The sequence below is a fragment of the Caulobacter sp. BE254 genome (genome assembly GCF_031457295.1).
Lineage (GTDB): Bacteria > Pseudomonadota > Alphaproteobacteria > Caulobacterales > Caulobacteraceae > Caulobacter.
This window is the reverse complement of the sequence record NZ_JAVDWJ010000003.1, coordinates 331,796-345,832: the sequence shown is the minus strand read 5'-3', so window position 1 is coordinate 345,832 and position 14,037 is coordinate 331,796. Positions and strand designations below refer to the sequence as shown.

Sequence of the window (14,037 nt, the reverse complement as noted above, 5' to 3'; positions counted from 1 at the left end):
TCGCCTCATGATTGCGCGGCGCCGCGGCGTGCATACTTGAAGCGTGGCCGCTGATCCATGGAGCGATCATCGCTTCCCAGGCGGCCGCATGGGGCTACCTAAATGTCTAACCTCTTGGCGTTTGGACCGCTGGTCGGTTCGGCGCTTTTCGTCGTGCTCGCGGCGGCGTTCGTCGCCGTTTCGGGCATGGTCCGCTACATCGGCAACAACCGCGTCGCGGTGGTCGAGAAGCTGTGGAGCCGGCGCGGCTCGATCGCCGGCGGCCTGATCGCGCTGAAGGAGGAGGCCGGCTTTCAGCCCGACGTCCTGCGCGGCGGCCTGCACTTCTTCTTTCCGTTCCAGTACCGCCTGCACGTCCAGTCGCTGGTGACCATTCCCCAGGGCCGGATCGGCTATGTCTTCGCCCGCGACGGCGCGCCGCTGGAGGCCGACCAGACCCTGGCGACCCATCCGGCCGGCGTCGACTTCCAGGACGCCCGCGCCTTCCTGGCCGCCGGCGGCCAGAAGGGCCCGCAGCGCAAGATCCTGCGCGAGGGCGCCTACGCCATCAACCTGGCCCAGTTCGTGGTGGTGACCAAGGACCGCACCTTCGCGCTCAGCCTGGAGCGCAGCGAGGCCGACCTGCTGGCGCAGATGGCCGAGATCATTGAGGAACGCGGCGGCTTCGAGCCGGTGGTGATCAAGGACGCCGACGACCAGATCGGGGTGATCACCGTCCATGACGGCCCCGGCCTGCCGTCGGGCGAGCTGATCGCGCCGCTGGTCGGCGTCGACCCCGAGGACACGGCGACTTACCACAACAGCTTCCAGGAGGCCGGCAAGTTCCTGGCCGCCGGCGGCCGCAAGGGTCGCCAGCTGCAGGTGCTGGTCGAGGGCACCTATTACATCAACCGGCTGTTCGCGACCGTCGAGCGGATCGACAAGACCGTGGTCGAGGTCGGCCAGGTCGGCGTGGTGGTGTCCTATACCGGCGCGCTGGGCGCCGACACCTCGGGCGAGGGTTATCGCCACGGCGAGCTGGTCGCCAATGGCGAGCGCGGCGTGTGGCGCGACCCGCTGCTGCCGGGCAAGTACGCCTTCAACACCTATGCCGGCCGCGTGACCATGGTGCCGACCACCAACTTCATCCTGAAGTGGGAGACGATGGCCGTGGGCTCGCACAAGTTCGACGAGAACCTGGCCGAGGTGTCGCTGATCACCCGCGACGCGTTCGAGCCGACCCTGCCGGTCTCGGTCGTGGTCCACATCGACTACCGCAAGGCGCCGCTGGTCATCCAAAGGTTCGGCGACATCAAGAAGCTGGTCGAGCAGACCCTGGACCCGATGGTCAGCGCCTACTTCAAGAACATCGGCCAGACCCGCACCCTGATCGAGCTGCTGCAGGACCGCAGCGCCATCCAGAGCCAGTCGAGCGAGGAGATGAAGGCCAAGTTCGGTCTCTACAACCTGGAACTGCAGGAGGTGCTGATCGGCACGCCGCGCCCGGCCGCCAGCGGCGACGACCAGATCGAGAAGATCCTGACCCAGCTTCGCCAACGGCAGATCGCCGACGAGCAGATCGGCACCTATGAGCGGCAGAAGTTCGCCGCCCAGAAGGAGCGCGAGCTGCGCGAGGCCGAGGCCCTGGCCAAGCAGCAGACGGCGATCACCGAAAGCCAGCTGTCGATCCAGGTGCAGCAGAACGCCGGCAAGGCCAGCCTGGCCCGCTCGGAACAGGAAGCCCAGCAGCGCCGGACCCTGGCCAAGGCCGACGCCGACGCCACCCGCCTGCTCGGCGAGGGCGAGGCCGGCAAGGTCGTGGCCCTGGCCCGCGCCGAGGCCGAACGGGTCAGCAAGGTCGGCCTGGCCACCGCCGAGGCCATCGCCAGCCAGGTCGAGGCCTCGGGCGGCGCCCGCTACCAGCTGGCCCGCCAGGTGGCCGAGCGCTTCGCCGAGGCCCTGGAGACCAGCGGCGTCGACGTGGTGCCCAAGGTCTCGATCACCGGGGCCGGCGGCGAGGGCGGCGCCAATGGCGGGGTCATGCAGGCTCTGCTGACCCTGCTGATGTCCGAGAAGCTGGGCCTGGCCGTCGACGCCAGCGACCAGCGGGTGACGGAGGAGGTCGAGTAGGCGCTTCAGCCCGAAAGGGCTGAACCCGCCGTCGTCATCCCGGACAGCCTCCACGAGGCGTCCGGGATGACGATCCTTTTGGGGCGTCCACCCGTTTCGCCGTGCTTGTCTCGGCCGGGCGATGTGCGTAGGCAGGCCGCGTCACCGCCAGTTTCCGAGGCTTTCCCATGACCGTCGTCGTCCTGCAGACCGCCCGCGCCCGCCTCGAGCTGCTGCCCGCCCTGGGCGGTTCGGTGGGCCGCTTCACCTGGGACGGCCGCGACGTGCTGCGGCCGGCGCCGGCCGGGACCGCCGAGGTGCTCGACACCGGCAACTTCGCCCTGGTCCCGTTCTGCAACCGCATCCGCGACGGGCGCTTCGGCTTCGGCGGCCGCGAGGTGGCCCTGTCGCCGAACCTGGGGGACCATCCGCACACCCTGCACGGCCAGGCCTGGCGCGGGACCTGGAGCGTGGTCTCGGCCGACGAGACCCAGGCGGTGCTGGCCTTTGACCATCCGCCCGGCGAATGGCCCTGGGCCTATCGCGCGCAGCAGCGCTTCACCCTGGGCGAGACGGGCCTGCGCCAGGACCTGTCGGTGACCAACACCGGCGACGAGCCGATGCCCGTCGGCCTGGGTTTCCACCCCTATTTCCCGGCCCGCGACGGCGAGCGGCTGCAGGCCGGCGTGACCGGCGTCTGGCTGACCGACGAGGATTGCCTGCCCGTCCGCCACCTCGACGGCGTCTGGCGCTCGGACTGGGCGGCGGGCGCGCCGACCGCGGTCAGCGAATTGATCGACAACTGCTACACGGGCTGGACCGGCGTCGCGACCCTGTCGGCGCCGGGCGGGGCGAGCACCACCCTGACGGCCTCGCCCGAGTGCCGCTGGCTGCACGTCTATTCCCCGCCGGGCGCCGACTTCGTCTGCGCCGAACCGGTGGCCAACCGTCCGGACCCGTTCAACGGCGAGGACAGCGGGATCAAGGTCCTGGCGCCGGGCGAGACGGCGTCGGTGTGGATGAACGTCGCGTCGAGCTAGGGCGTTCGCCGACGTCCGGCTTCGGATGCGAAAACCTCGTCCTTCGACAAGCTCAGGATGAGGTTTTCTACTGCTCAGGCCTCTACATGGTCCTCATCCTGAGCTTGTCGAAGGACGAGGACCACGCACAGCGTTTGCAGCCCTAATCCACCATCGCCTCCAGCGCCCGCCGGTCCCGCAGCAGCACCTTGCGCGTCGTCGGCAGGGCGATCAGGCCGTCGTGCTGGAACTGGGTGAAGGTGCGCGAGACGGTCTCGATGGTCAGGCCCAGATAGTCGGCCATGTCCTGGCGGGTCATCGGCACGTCGAGCAGGGCCTCCGCGCCCGTCCGCTCAGCCAGGTCCAGCAGCAGGGCCGCGACCCGCTCGCAGGCGGTGCGGCGGCCCAGCATCAGCACGTGGTCCTGGCAGCGGCGCAGGCTGTCGGTGGTCAGCTCCAGCAGCCGGTGCGCCACGTCGCCGCGCTCGCTGGCCAGGGCCTCCAACGCCAGGCGCGGCATGACCCGCACCTGGGCCGGGCCCAGGGTCTGGGCGGCCGCGCGGTAGGTCTCGCCGCTCTCCAGGCCGAACACGTCGCCGGCGAAGTGGAAGGCCTCGATCTGCCGCCGGCCGTCGCGCAGGATCCGGCAGGTGCGCAGGGCGCCGGAGATCAGCTGGTAGATCCGGTCGGCCGGCCGGCCCTCGTCGAAGATCGTCTCGCCCGGGCCGTAGGTCTGGCGCTGGCCGTCCAGCACGATCGTCGCGGGCTGGCGAACGATGGTGACGGCGGGGGTCTGGATCACGGACAGCATGGCGATCTCCCGATCTCTTGGCCCGGCCAATCTCCGTCGCCGGAGCCTGGCGGTACAGTCGGGACCTACGCCTAAGGGGGATTACCTAGCCCGGCTTGAACGTATCGACCCCCGCGCGCTCATCCCCGCCGGACCGACAGGGTCATGCGCACCAGGGCGGCCAGGTTGTCGGCGTGCATCTTGGCCATCAGCTTGGCGCGATAGATCTCGACCGTGCGCGGGCTGATGCCCAATTCGCGGGCGATCACCTTGTTGGGTTGGCCGTCGACCACGCCGTCCAGCACCTGGCGTTCGCGCTCCGACAGGGTCTCCAGCCGCTGGCGCACCAGCGTCGCCTCGTCCGAGACGGCGCTCGCGGCGCCGTTCTGGGCGAGGGGCGGCGGTCCGGCTTCCAGGGCGCGGTTGAGAGCGTCGATCATCCGGCTTTCGCCGAACGGCTTTTCGATGAAGTCGGCCACTCCGGCCCGCATGGCCTCGACCGCCAGGGGGATGTCGCCATGGCCGGTGATCATGATGATCGGCACGCGGCAGCCGCGGGCGTTCAGCTCGCGCACCAGCTCCAGGCCGGTCATGTCGGGCATGCGCATGTCGGTGATCACGCAGCCGGCGCCGTCCAGCGGCAGGGCGTCCAGCAGGGCCAGGGCCGAGGCGTGGCTGACCACCTCGAAGTCGGCCGCCTCCAGCAGGAAGGCCAGGGATTCGCGGGCGCTCTCGTCGTCGTCGACCACGTGGACCACGGCTTCACTCATCGATCACGTCCCTGACCTGTTGTCTTCGTCGCCATCCCTACGCGGCGGCAGGATGAAGTGGAACACCGTGCCGCCCTTCGGGTTCGGGTCGGCCCAGATACGCCCGCCGTGCGCCTCGATGATCGAGCGCGAGATCGACAGGCCCACCCCCATGCCCTCGGCCTTGGTGGTCATGAACGGCTGGAACAGGCGCTCGCGGAAGTCGTCGCCGATGCCCGAGCCGGTGTCGGTCACGCTCACCTGGACGGAACCGTTGTCCAGCCGCTGGCTGGCGATCGTCAGTTCACGGCGCGGCGCCTCGGCCATGGCGTCGACCGCGTTGCGGATCAGGTTGACCAGCACCTGCTGGATCTGCACTCGGTCGGCATAGACGGCGTCGGCGGCGGGGTCGAGTTGCAGGCGGGTGGTCACCAGGTGCTCGCGCGCCCCGATCAGCGCCAGGGCGGCGGCGTCCTCGACCACCTTGGACAGGCTCTCAGGCGCCCGCTCGCTGGCCCCGCGCCGCACGAACTCGCGCATGCGGTGGATCACGTCGCCGGCCCGCAGGGCCTGGGCCGAGGCCTTGTCGACCGCGTCGCGGACCTTGGCCTGGTCCTCGGGCCGGCCGCGGTCGATCAGCCGGCGCGAGCCGGTCAGCAGGTTGGCGATCGCCGACAGCGGCTGGTTCAGCTCGTGGGCCAGGGTCGAGGCCATCTCGCCCATGGCGGTCAGGCGGGAGACGTGGACCAGCTCGGTCTGCAGGTCGCGCAGCCGGGCCTCGGTCTGCTGGCGTTCGGTCAGGTCACGGATGAAGCCGGTGTAGAACGGCTGCAGCCCCCGGGTCTCGCCGACCGCCAGCTCCATCGGGAAGGTCGTGGCGTCCTTGCGCTGGCCCACCACCACCCGGCCGACGCCGATGATCCGCTTCTCGCGGGTCTGGGCGTAGCGCGCCAGGAAGCCGTCGTGGGCGCCGCGGTCGGGCTCGGGCATCAGCAGGCTGACATTGCGGCCGATCGCCTCGGCCGAGGTCCAGCCGAACAGGCGCTCGGCGGCGGGGCTGAACGAGGTCATCACCCCGGCGGGGTCGATGACGATCACCGCGTCGGGGGCCGAATCGAGGATCGACTGCAGGTGATGGGTCATGGCCGCGGCGCGCGAGCGGGCGGCGTGGAACCAGCCGCCGCCGACCGACATGCCAAAGCCGATCATCACGAACACCAGGCTGGACAGGGCCGTGGCCTGGTCGGGCCGGCCCTGCACCTTCAACAGCCAGACCGCGCCCGCCGCCAGGACCGTGGCGAACAGGCCCGGCGCCAGGCCGCCGACCGCCGCGCTGATCAGCACGGCCGGCACGAACAGCAGGAAGGCCGAGGGGGCCGTGAAGCCGGGGGGCAGGGCCAGCTGGATCAGGCAGCAGGCCAGGACCGTGGCCATGGCGGCCAGATAGGCGCGGGGCCGCATGTCGCTGTGCAGCGTCCCGGCCGAAACCATGGTCATCACGTGATAGCGGCCTCCGCTGCGCAAGGTCGGCTATCCTATAGCCGCTGGCGGAGCGATTGGCAGTTCCCGATCGCACAAGGCGCGCGGCGCGGGGCGGTGGCTGACCAGCACCAGCCCCTGGCCGGTGCGCTTCAGCCGCGCGTCCAGGCGCGCGACGACCAGGGCCTCGGCGGCGGCGTCCAGGCCTTCGGTCGGCTCGTCCAGCAGCAGCCAGGGCGCGTCGCGCAGCAGGGCGCGAGCCAGGGACAGCCGCCGCCGCTCGCCGCCCGACAGCCGCTCGCCGTTCTCGCCGATCCAGGTGTCCAGGCCCTGGGGCAGGGCGCGGACCCGGGCTTCCAGCGCGGCGTCGGCCAGGGCGTCCCACAGGGCCTCGTCGGGATGGACACCCGCCAGGGCGAGGTTGGCGCGCACCGTGCCGGCGATCATCGCCGCGTCCTGCGGGGCGTGGGCGAAAGCGGCGCGGAGGGTGTGGGGGGAAAGGGCTTCGATATCTTGCCCCCCACATCTCAACCGCTCATCTCGGCGAAGGCCGGGACCCCTTAGCGATGCGGATGATTGGAGGACCTCATCGCGCCTTGGCGTCATCCCCCCAGCCATTCCATCTGGGTCCCGGCATTCGCCGGGATGAGCGGCGTCTAAGGTGCGCAAACCTAAAAGGCGCTCCAACACGGTGGTCTTGCCGCAGCCCGAAGGTCCGGTCAGGACCAGCCGCGAGCCCGGTTCGAGGGTGAGTTCACCGAAGGTCAGGTTAGGGCATATCGTGGAGGCTGACATGCGCGCCGGTTCCGGCTCATGCCCCAGCACCGCGTCCAGCCGTTCGGCCGCCGCGTCCGCCCCGGCTTCCTGCTCGAACGCCTTGCCGACGCCGACCAAGCCCTCCAGCGCCATGGCGCAGGCCAGACCAGCCATGGCCGCCAGGGGCGTGGCGGCGTCGTGGGCGAAGGCCAGCACACCGGCGACGGCCAGGCCCAGGATCGCGCCCTGTAGCGCTATCAGCCAACCACCGGCCGCCACGGCCTCGCGCTTCAGGGCGTCGAGTCGCGCGCCCTTGCCGGCGATCTCGGCGGCCGCGCGATCCTGGACGCCATAAACCCGCAATTCGGGCGCGGCGGCGGCGTAGGCGGCCAGGGCGTCCTTCAGGTCGCCGGCGGCCCGCTGGATCGCCGGGCCGGTGCGGGCGGTCAGGCGAGCGGCCAGGGCCCGGACGCCGAGCACGGTGGCGGCGACGGCCAGGGCGACGACCAGGGCGCTCGCCCAGCCGGCGGGGGCGGCCATGGCTAGGCCGGCGGCGACGGCGGCCCCGGCGCCCCAGGGGGCGGAGAGGCGGATCAGCCGGGTCTCGACCGCGTCGACGTCCTGCACCAACCGGGCCGAGGCCTCACCGCGCGACAGGGCCAGGGCCTGGGCCGGCGGGGCAACCGCCAGCGACGCGTAGAGGGTGGGGCGGATGGCGGCCAGAGCCTTCAGGGCGGCGGCGTGGCTCGACAGGCGCTCCAGATAGCGAAAGGCGGTGCGCAGGATGGCCAGCAGGCGGATGCCGGCGCTGGGCAGCAGCACGTTGAAGGCCTGGGCCGCCGCCAGCCCGGCGACGCCGGCGATCGCGGCTCCGGTCAGGAACCAGCCCGACAGGCCCAGCAGCAGCACCGACCCCGCCCCGACGATCGCCGCCGAGAGCGCGGCCAGGCGCAGGCCGTCGGCGTGGCGCCGGCGCTGCTGGCGGATCAGGGCGGCGAGGGGACCCTCATTCGATCGAAGGCCGCTCACAGCCGCACCACCCGGTCGGCCAGAGCGGCGACGGCCTCGGAATGGGTGGCGATCAGGGTTGTGCGGCCGCGCGCCGCCTGGCGCAGGATCGGCAGCAGGGCCTGTTCCGAGGCCGCGTCGAGGTCGGCGGTCGGCTCGTCCAGCAACAGGATCGGGGCGGGCTTGAGCAGGGCGCGGGCCAGGCCCAGCCGCCGCCGCTCGCCGCCGGACAGCCCCGCGCCCCGTTCGTCGAGGCGTGTGTCGAGGCCGCCCCGGCCGTCCAGCACGGCGTCCAGGCCGACGGCGCGGGCCGCTCGCGCCAGGTCTTCGCGGGCGGCGCCGGGATGGGCCAGGGCCAGGTTGTCGGCCAGGGTCCCCGGCAGGATCACCGGCGACTGGCCGGCCCAGGCGACCGACGCGGCGATCGAGCCCAGGTGCGACAGGCGCTGGTCGCCGACCGCCACCTCGCCACCGCTCAGGGGCGCCAGGCCCAGCAGCAGGTTCAGCAGGGTGGTCTTGCCGCTGCCGCTGGGGCCCAGCAGAGCGACGACCTCGCCGGGCGCGACATCGAGGTCGAAGCCGTCGAACACCGAAGCCTCGCCGGCCGCGTAGGTCACGGTCACGGCCTGGAAGCGAATGGCGGGCGGGGCGTCGAACGCCGGGGTAGGGGGAGCGGGCGGCGGAGCAGGCAGGGCGGCCAGGGTCAGGGCGGCGGCCTCGGCGGCCTGGCGGTCGTGATAGGCGGCGGCCAGCCGGCGCAGCGGGGCGTAGACCTCCGGGGCCAGGGCCAGGGCGAAGAAGGCGCGTTTCAGGTCCAGCTGCTCGGGAACCGGGAAGGGCAGCAGCCGCAGCAGGTTGAAGCCGCAATAGACCGCCACTAGGGCCACCGACAGGGCGGCGAAGAACTCCAGCGCCCCTGACGACAGGAAGGCGACCCTCAGCACACGGATCGTCCGCCGGGCCAGGTCGTCGGCGGCCACTGAAAGGTCGCGGGTCACCGCCCCCTCGGCCTGGAAGGCCAGGACCAGCGGCAGGGCACGGATCCGGTCGAGGAACAGGCCCGACAGCCGCTCCAGGGCCAGGAACTGCCGCCGCGACTCCTCGGCCGCCGCGCCGCCGGCCAGGGCCATGACCAGGCCGAACGGGACCAGGGTCGCCAGCAGGACCCCCGCCGCCACGGGGCTGGCGACGGCGATGGCGGCGATGACCAGCAGCGGCGCGACGGCGGCGGCCAGCCTGGCCGGTGCGAATCGCGAGACGTGGCCGTCCAGGGCCTCGACCCCTTCGACCACGGCCGACAGGGCCTCGCCGCCGGTGACGCGGCCGCCCAGCACCGAAGCCACCGCGTCCTGGCGGGCCCGGGCCTTGACCCCGGCGGCGGCGAGGGCCCCGGCCTCGGCGGCGCGCTTGGCCAGCAGGCCCCGGGCGGCGGCGGCGAGGGCGAGCAGGACCAGCCAGGGCGCGGCGGCGGCCAGACCGCGCGGCAGGGTGTCGACCGCCAGGGCCAGGCCGGCGGCGAAGGCGACCGCGGCGGGGACGTCGGCCAGCAGCCACAGCGGCGCGGTCCGCGCGGCGCGACCGCCGGCCGGGCTCAACGCCTTCAGCCAGGGTCGCGCGACGGCGTCGAGCTGGGCGGTGAAACTGGCGGTCATCGGCCGTTGTTGGGGTCTGGGGACGGGCGCGTCCTTGATCCGGATCAAAGCGCCCTGGCCTTGATGCGTCTAGGGGTAGAAGGTCCTTGGCGCGATCGCCAACGACCACCGGAGCGCTGCATGGACCCCGCCGTCGTCGACCTCTCCCGCCTGCAGTTCGCCCTGACGGCGCTGTACCACTTCCTGTTCGTGCCCCTGACGCTGGGCCTGTCCTTCATGCTGGTGATCATGGAGAGCGTCTATGTGATGACCAAGCGGCCGATCTGGCGCACCACGACGCGGTTCTGGGGCACGCTGTTCGGCATCAATTTCGTGCTCGGCGTCGCCACCGGCCTGACGATGGAGTTCCAGTTCGGCATGAACTGGTCCTACTACTCGCACTATGTCGGCGACATCTTCGGCGCGCCGCTGGCCATCGAGGGGCTGATGGCCTTCTTCCTCGAGGCCACCTTCGTGGGCCTGATGTTCTTCGGCTGGGACAAGCTGCGGCCGGTCACCCACCTGCTGGTCACCTTCCTGGTCGCCCTGGGCACCAACCTGTCGGCCCTGTGGATCCTGGTCGCCAACGGTTGGATGCAGAACCCGGTCGGCGCGGCCTTCAATCCCGACACCCTGCGCATGGAGGTGACCGATTTTCGGGCGGTGCTGTTCAACCCGGTGGCCCAGGCCAAGTTCGTGCACACGGTCAGCGCCGGCTACACCATCGCCGCGGTCCTCGTGCTGGGGGTCAGCGCCTTCTACCTGCTGAAGGGCCGGTATGTCAGCGTCGCCAAGCGCTCGCTGACCGTGGCCGCCGCCTTTGGCCTGGCCTCGTCCCTGTCGGTGGTCGTGCTGGGCGACGAGAGCGGCTACGCCCTGACCGACAACCAGAAAATGAAGCTGGCCGCCCTGGAGGCCATGTGGGAAACCGAGCCCGCCCCGGCCGGCCTGACCGCCTTCGGCATCCCCGACCTCAAGGCCCGCAAGACCCATGACGAGATCAAGATCCCCTATGTCCTGGGCCTGATCGCCACCCGCAGCCTGGACCGGCCCGTCGCCGGCATCTTCGAGCTGGTGGCCCAGGCCGAGACCCGGATCGAGAGCGGCGTGGTCGCCTATGACGCCCTGGAGACCTTGAAGGCCGATCCGAAGAACCTGGCGGCGCGCGGCGTCTTCGAGATGCACCGCCGCGACCTCGGCTACGCCCTGCTGCTCAAGCGCCACGTCGCCGACCCGCGCACGGCCGACAAGGCGCTGATCCAGAAGACCGCCTGGGACACCGTGCCTAACGTGCCGGTGATGTTCTGGTCGTTCCGGATCATGGCCGGCATCGGTTTCCTGATGATCGCGATGTTCGCCACGGCCTTCGTGCTGGTCACGCTGCGCAGGCACGACACCCGCTGGTTCCTGATGCTCGCCGTTGCGGCCATTCCGTTGCCGTGGATCTCGACCGAGCTGGGCTGGGTGCTGGCCGAGGTGGGGCGCCAGCCCTGGGCGGTGGAGGGCGTGCTGCCCACCTTCCTGGCCCCTTCGTCGCTGAGCGTGGGCCAGATCCTGACCAGCATCGTGGTCTTCACCCTGCTCTACGGCGCCCTGGCGGTGGTCGAGGTCGGGCTGATCCTCAAGACGATCAAGAAGGGCCCCTTCGCCGAGCAGGAAGCCTTCCCGTCCGGCGCGCCGGGGCGTCCCGGAGCCGGCCCCGCCGGCGAAGCCGTCGCTTAAAGGAGATCGGATCCATGGACCTTCCCCTCGACTATCCGACCCTGCGCATCATCTGGTGGGGCCTGCTGGGCGTGCTGCTGATCGGTTTCGCCCTGACCGACGGCTACGACATGGGCGTGGGCGCCCTGCTGCCCTTCGTCGCCCGCACCGACGAGGAGCGGCGCATGGTGATCAACACCGTCGGCGCCACCTGGGAGGGCAGCCAGGTGTGGTTCATCACCGGCGGGGCCTCGATCTTCGCGGCCTGGCCGCTGGTCTACGGGGTCAGCTTCTCGGGCTTCTACCTGGCGGTCTTCGCCGTGTTGGTGGCGATGATCCTGCGGCCGGTCGGCTTCAAGTACCGGTCCAAGCGGCCGGACGCGCGCTGGCGGACGTTCTGGGACTGGGCGCTTTTCGCCGGCGGCCTGGTGCCGGTGCTGGTGTTCGGCGTGGCGGTGGGCAACGTGCTGCAGGGCGCGCCGTTCAAGCTGGATGGCGACCTGCGCGCCACCTATCACGGCGTCTTCTTCGGCCTGTTCACCCCCTTCACCCTGGTCTGCGGCTTGCTGTCGGTGGCCATGCTGGTGCTGCACGGCGCGGCCTGGCTGGGGATCAAGGCCGAGGCGGGCGGCGCGGTCCAGGACCGGGCGCGCAGGTTCGGCACGGCGGCGGGGATCGCTACCTTGGCGCTGTTCCTGGCCGGCGGCCTGCTGGCCACGCGCCTGGGCTTCCGCATCGAAGGCGCGTTCGACCCTGCGGCACCGTCCAATCCGCTGCGGACGGCGACCGTCGTCGCGCCGGGCGCCTGGTTCGACAACTTCGGCCGCCATCCCTGGATGCTGGTCGCGCCAGTGATGGGCTTTGGCGGCGCTCTGCTGGCCCTGCTGGGCCTGTGGCGGCGTTCGGCGGTCCTGGCGTTCGGCGGCTCGTCGGCCTCGGCGGCCGGGATCGTGGCCACGGTCGGCCTGTCGATGTTCCCGTTCATCCTGCCCAGCACGATCGACCCGCGCTCGAGCCTGACGGTGTGGAACGCCTCGTCCAGCCACCTGACCCTGTTCATCATGCTGATCGTCACGGTCGTGCTGATGCCGGTCGTGCTGCTCTACACCGCCTGGGTGTTCAAGGTCCTGTGGGGCCGGACCAGCACGGCGGCGCTGAAGACCGACCCGGCCCTGTACTGAGGAGTTGAGCCATGTGGTATTTCACCTGGGTGCTGGGCCTGGGCCTGGCGGTCGCTTTCGGCGTGCTGAACGGCGTCTGGTACGAGTTCAACCTGACCGACGAGGGCGACGTGGGGGCGTCGGAGCCTTGATCCTCCCCCTGTGGGGGGAGGCGGCCGAAGGCCGGTGGGGGGAGTTGTCGGATCGTCGATCCAGGGTGAAGCCGCCTGCCGATCACTCCCCCCTCCGTCGGCTTCGCCGACACCTCCCCCACAGGGGGCGTCACCAGCCCACGCGACAATTCGACGCCGTGCCGTAAGCGCCGCATTAACCGTTATTAAACGGCGGTCGGGCTCTTGTGGCGGACGACGCGAAAGCCGGTTTTCGGCCTTCGCCGCGAAGACTTTCGACCCTCGGGACCCGATCATGACCGACCACGCCGAACCCGCCCTGGAGCTGATCTCGTTCTGCATCGGCGAGCAGGAGTTCTGCATCGACGTCAAGACGGTCCGCGAGATCCGCGGCTGGACCCCGGCGACCCCGATCCCGCACGCCCCGACCTATCTGAAGGGCGTGATCAACCTGCGGGGCGCGATCATGCCGGTCATCGACCTGCGCAACCGCCTGGGCCTGGGCGTCACCGTCCCCGAGACCCGCCACGTCATCGTCGTGGTCGAGTGCCAGGACCGCCTGGCCGGCATCCTGGTCGACGCGGTCAGCGAGACCTTCACCGTGTCGCGCGACCACCTGCAGCCGACCCCGGACCTGGGGACCGATGAGCTGCGCTTCATCCAGGCGATCATCTCGCTGGACAGCCGCCTGATCACCTATCTGCGCATGGACGACGTCTTCCCGGCCCAGGTCAGCCAGGCGGCGTAAGGCCTCACCTCATCGCGAAACGAAAAAGGGCGGGTCTCAAGACCCGCCCTTTTTGATTCCAGCGTCTGAGGGTCGCTTACTTGCCCCGCACGATCTTCGCGGCCGCGGCGTGGAAGGCGGCCTCGGCCTCGGCGGCGGCGGCCACGGCGCTGTGGCGGTCGGCGGCGACCGGCATGGCGGCGCGGCCGGTGGTCGGGGCGGCGTAGCTCTGGGCCACCTTGCGGGCGTCCTGGGCGCGCAGGGCGGCGTTGTTGGAGGTCGTCTCGTGCCAGTGGGCCAGCTGCGCCGCCGTCAGGGCGCCGTCGGCCGGCATGTCGCCGTGGTGGACCACCTCGCCGAAGCCGATGGCCACGAAGCCGTGGATGACGCCGTAGTCCTCCTCCGACAGCAGAAAGGTGATCTGCCGCTCCTCGACCTGGCCGGTATAGGCGTCCTGGTCCGGATCGAACTCGCGCAGCACCAGCACGTCGCCCACCGCGAACTCGCGGTCGTTGCGGCGGATCTCGAAGCGCTTCTTGCCCGAGCGCACGGCGGCGAAATACTGCGGCCAGGTCTTCAGTTCGTGACGGGTCATGAGAGGACTTCTTCGAAAAACGGGAGGCGTGGCCTTAGCCGACGGATCTGGCCGGAAGGTTAAGGCGTGGGAACGATCTTGTGGAGGTCTTGCGTCCTTCGAGGCTTCGCTTCGCTGCGCACCTCAGGATGAGGGATTCAGCAACAACGCTCCTCATCCTGAGGCGCCCGCGAAGCGGGCCTCGAAGGACACACAGCGGTACA

The 14,037-nt window shown here is 70.9% G+C and carries 12 protein-coding genes and 1 pseudogene; 7 read left to right on the top strand and 6 right to left on the bottom strand.

Going from position 1 to position 14,037, the window contains the following annotated elements; genetic code table 11:
• Window positions 1–102: 102 nt before the first annotated feature.
• On the top strand, window positions 103–2,109 hold the full coding sequence (locus J2X41_RS08395; RefSeq protein ID WP_310081132.1) for an SPFH domain-containing protein: 2,007 nt from the start codon (window positions 103–105) through the stop codon (window positions 2,107–2,109).
• Between the two features lie 167 nt (window positions 2,110–2,276).
• A complete protein-coding gene (locus J2X41_RS08390; protein WP_310081131.1) occupies window positions 2,277–3,128 on the top strand; it encodes an aldose 1-epimerase in 852 nt (283 codons plus the stop codon).
• Window positions 3,129–3,270: 142 nt separating this feature from the next.
• Here J2X41_RS08390 and J2X41_RS08385 read toward each other — a convergent pair whose 3' ends face one another.
• The 5 genes from J2X41_RS08385 to cydD form a co-directional block, all read right to left on the bottom strand.
• Window positions 3,271–3,918 (bottom strand): helix-turn-helix domain-containing protein, encoded by a 648-nt coding sequence (locus tag J2X41_RS08385; RefSeq protein WP_310081130.1) that lies wholly within the window; start codon window positions 3,916–3,918, stop codon window positions 3,271–3,273.
• Window positions 3,919–4,037: 119 nt separating this feature from the next.
• On the bottom strand, window positions 4,038–4,667 hold the full coding sequence (gene fixJ, locus J2X41_RS08380; protein WP_310081129.1) for a response regulator FixJ: 630 nt from the start codon (window positions 4,665–4,667) through the stop codon (window positions 4,038–4,040).
• Window positions 4,668–4,670: 3 nt separating this feature from the next.
• Entirely contained in the window at window positions 4,671–6,170 is a 1,500-nt protein-coding gene (locus J2X41_RS08375) for a PAS domain S-box protein (RefSeq protein WP_310081128.1), read from the bottom strand.
• A 6-nt stretch (window positions 6,171–6,176) separates the two neighbouring features.
• Window positions 6,177–7,910, bottom strand: a complete 1,734-nt coding sequence (locus tag J2X41_RS08370; protein ID WP_310081127.1) for an ATP-binding cassette domain-containing protein — start codon at window positions 7,908–7,910, stop codon at window positions 6,177–6,179.
• The gene (cydD, locus tag J2X41_RS08365) at window positions 7,907–9,541 is read right to left on the bottom strand and encodes a thiol reductant ABC exporter subunit CydD (protein WP_310081126.1); all 1,635 of its coding nucleotides are present in this window, start codon (window positions 9,539–9,541) and stop codon (window positions 7,907–7,909) included. Before cydD ends, J2X41_RS08370 begins: the two co-directional genes overlap by 4 nt.
• A 120-nt stretch (window positions 9,542–9,661) precedes the next feature.
• Between cydD and J2X41_RS08360 the strand changes: the two genes are divergently transcribed.
• The 4 genes from J2X41_RS08360 (at window position 9,662) to J2X41_RS08345 (ending at window position 13,260) form a co-directional block, all read left to right on the top strand.
• Window positions 9,662–11,242: a cytochrome ubiquinol oxidase subunit I gene (locus J2X41_RS08360; protein WP_310081125.1), complete on the top strand. Its 1,581-nt coding sequence runs from the start codon at window positions 9,662–9,664 to the stop codon at window positions 11,240–11,242.
• Between the two features lie 14 nt (window positions 11,243–11,256).
• The gene (gene cydB, locus J2X41_RS08355; RefSeq protein WP_310081124.1) at window positions 11,257–12,402 is read left to right on the top strand and encodes a cytochrome d ubiquinol oxidase subunit II; all 1,146 of its coding nucleotides are present in this window, start codon (window positions 11,257–11,259) and stop codon (window positions 12,400–12,402) included.
• Window positions 12,403–12,413: 11 nt separating this feature from the next.
• The gene (gene cydX, locus J2X41_RS08350; protein WP_035071806.1) at window positions 12,414–12,533 is read left to right on the top strand and encodes a cytochrome bd-I oxidase subunit CydX; all 120 of its coding nucleotides are present in this window, start codon (window positions 12,414–12,416) and stop codon (window positions 12,531–12,533) included.
• Between the two features lie 271 nt (window positions 12,534–12,804).
• Window positions 12,805–13,260, top strand: coding sequence for a chemotaxis protein CheW (locus tag J2X41_RS08345; protein ID WP_310081255.1), 456 nt, complete (start codon window positions 12,805–12,807; stop codon window positions 13,258–13,260).
• 76 nt (window positions 13,261–13,336) lie between these two features.
• Here J2X41_RS08345 and J2X41_RS08340 read toward each other — a convergent pair whose 3' ends face one another.
• A complete protein-coding gene (locus J2X41_RS08340) occupies window positions 13,337–13,834 on the bottom strand; it encodes an ASCH/PUA domain-containing protein (RefSeq protein WP_310081123.1) in 498 nt (165 codons plus the stop codon).
• Window positions 13,835–13,925: 91 nt separating this feature from the next.
• Between J2X41_RS08340 and J2X41_RS08335 the strand changes: the two are divergent.
• Window positions 13,926–14,033: pseudogene (locus tag J2X41_RS08335) on the top strand (hypothetical protein); the annotation flags it as partial.
• Between the last annotated feature and the right edge of the window lie 4 nt (window positions 14,034–14,037).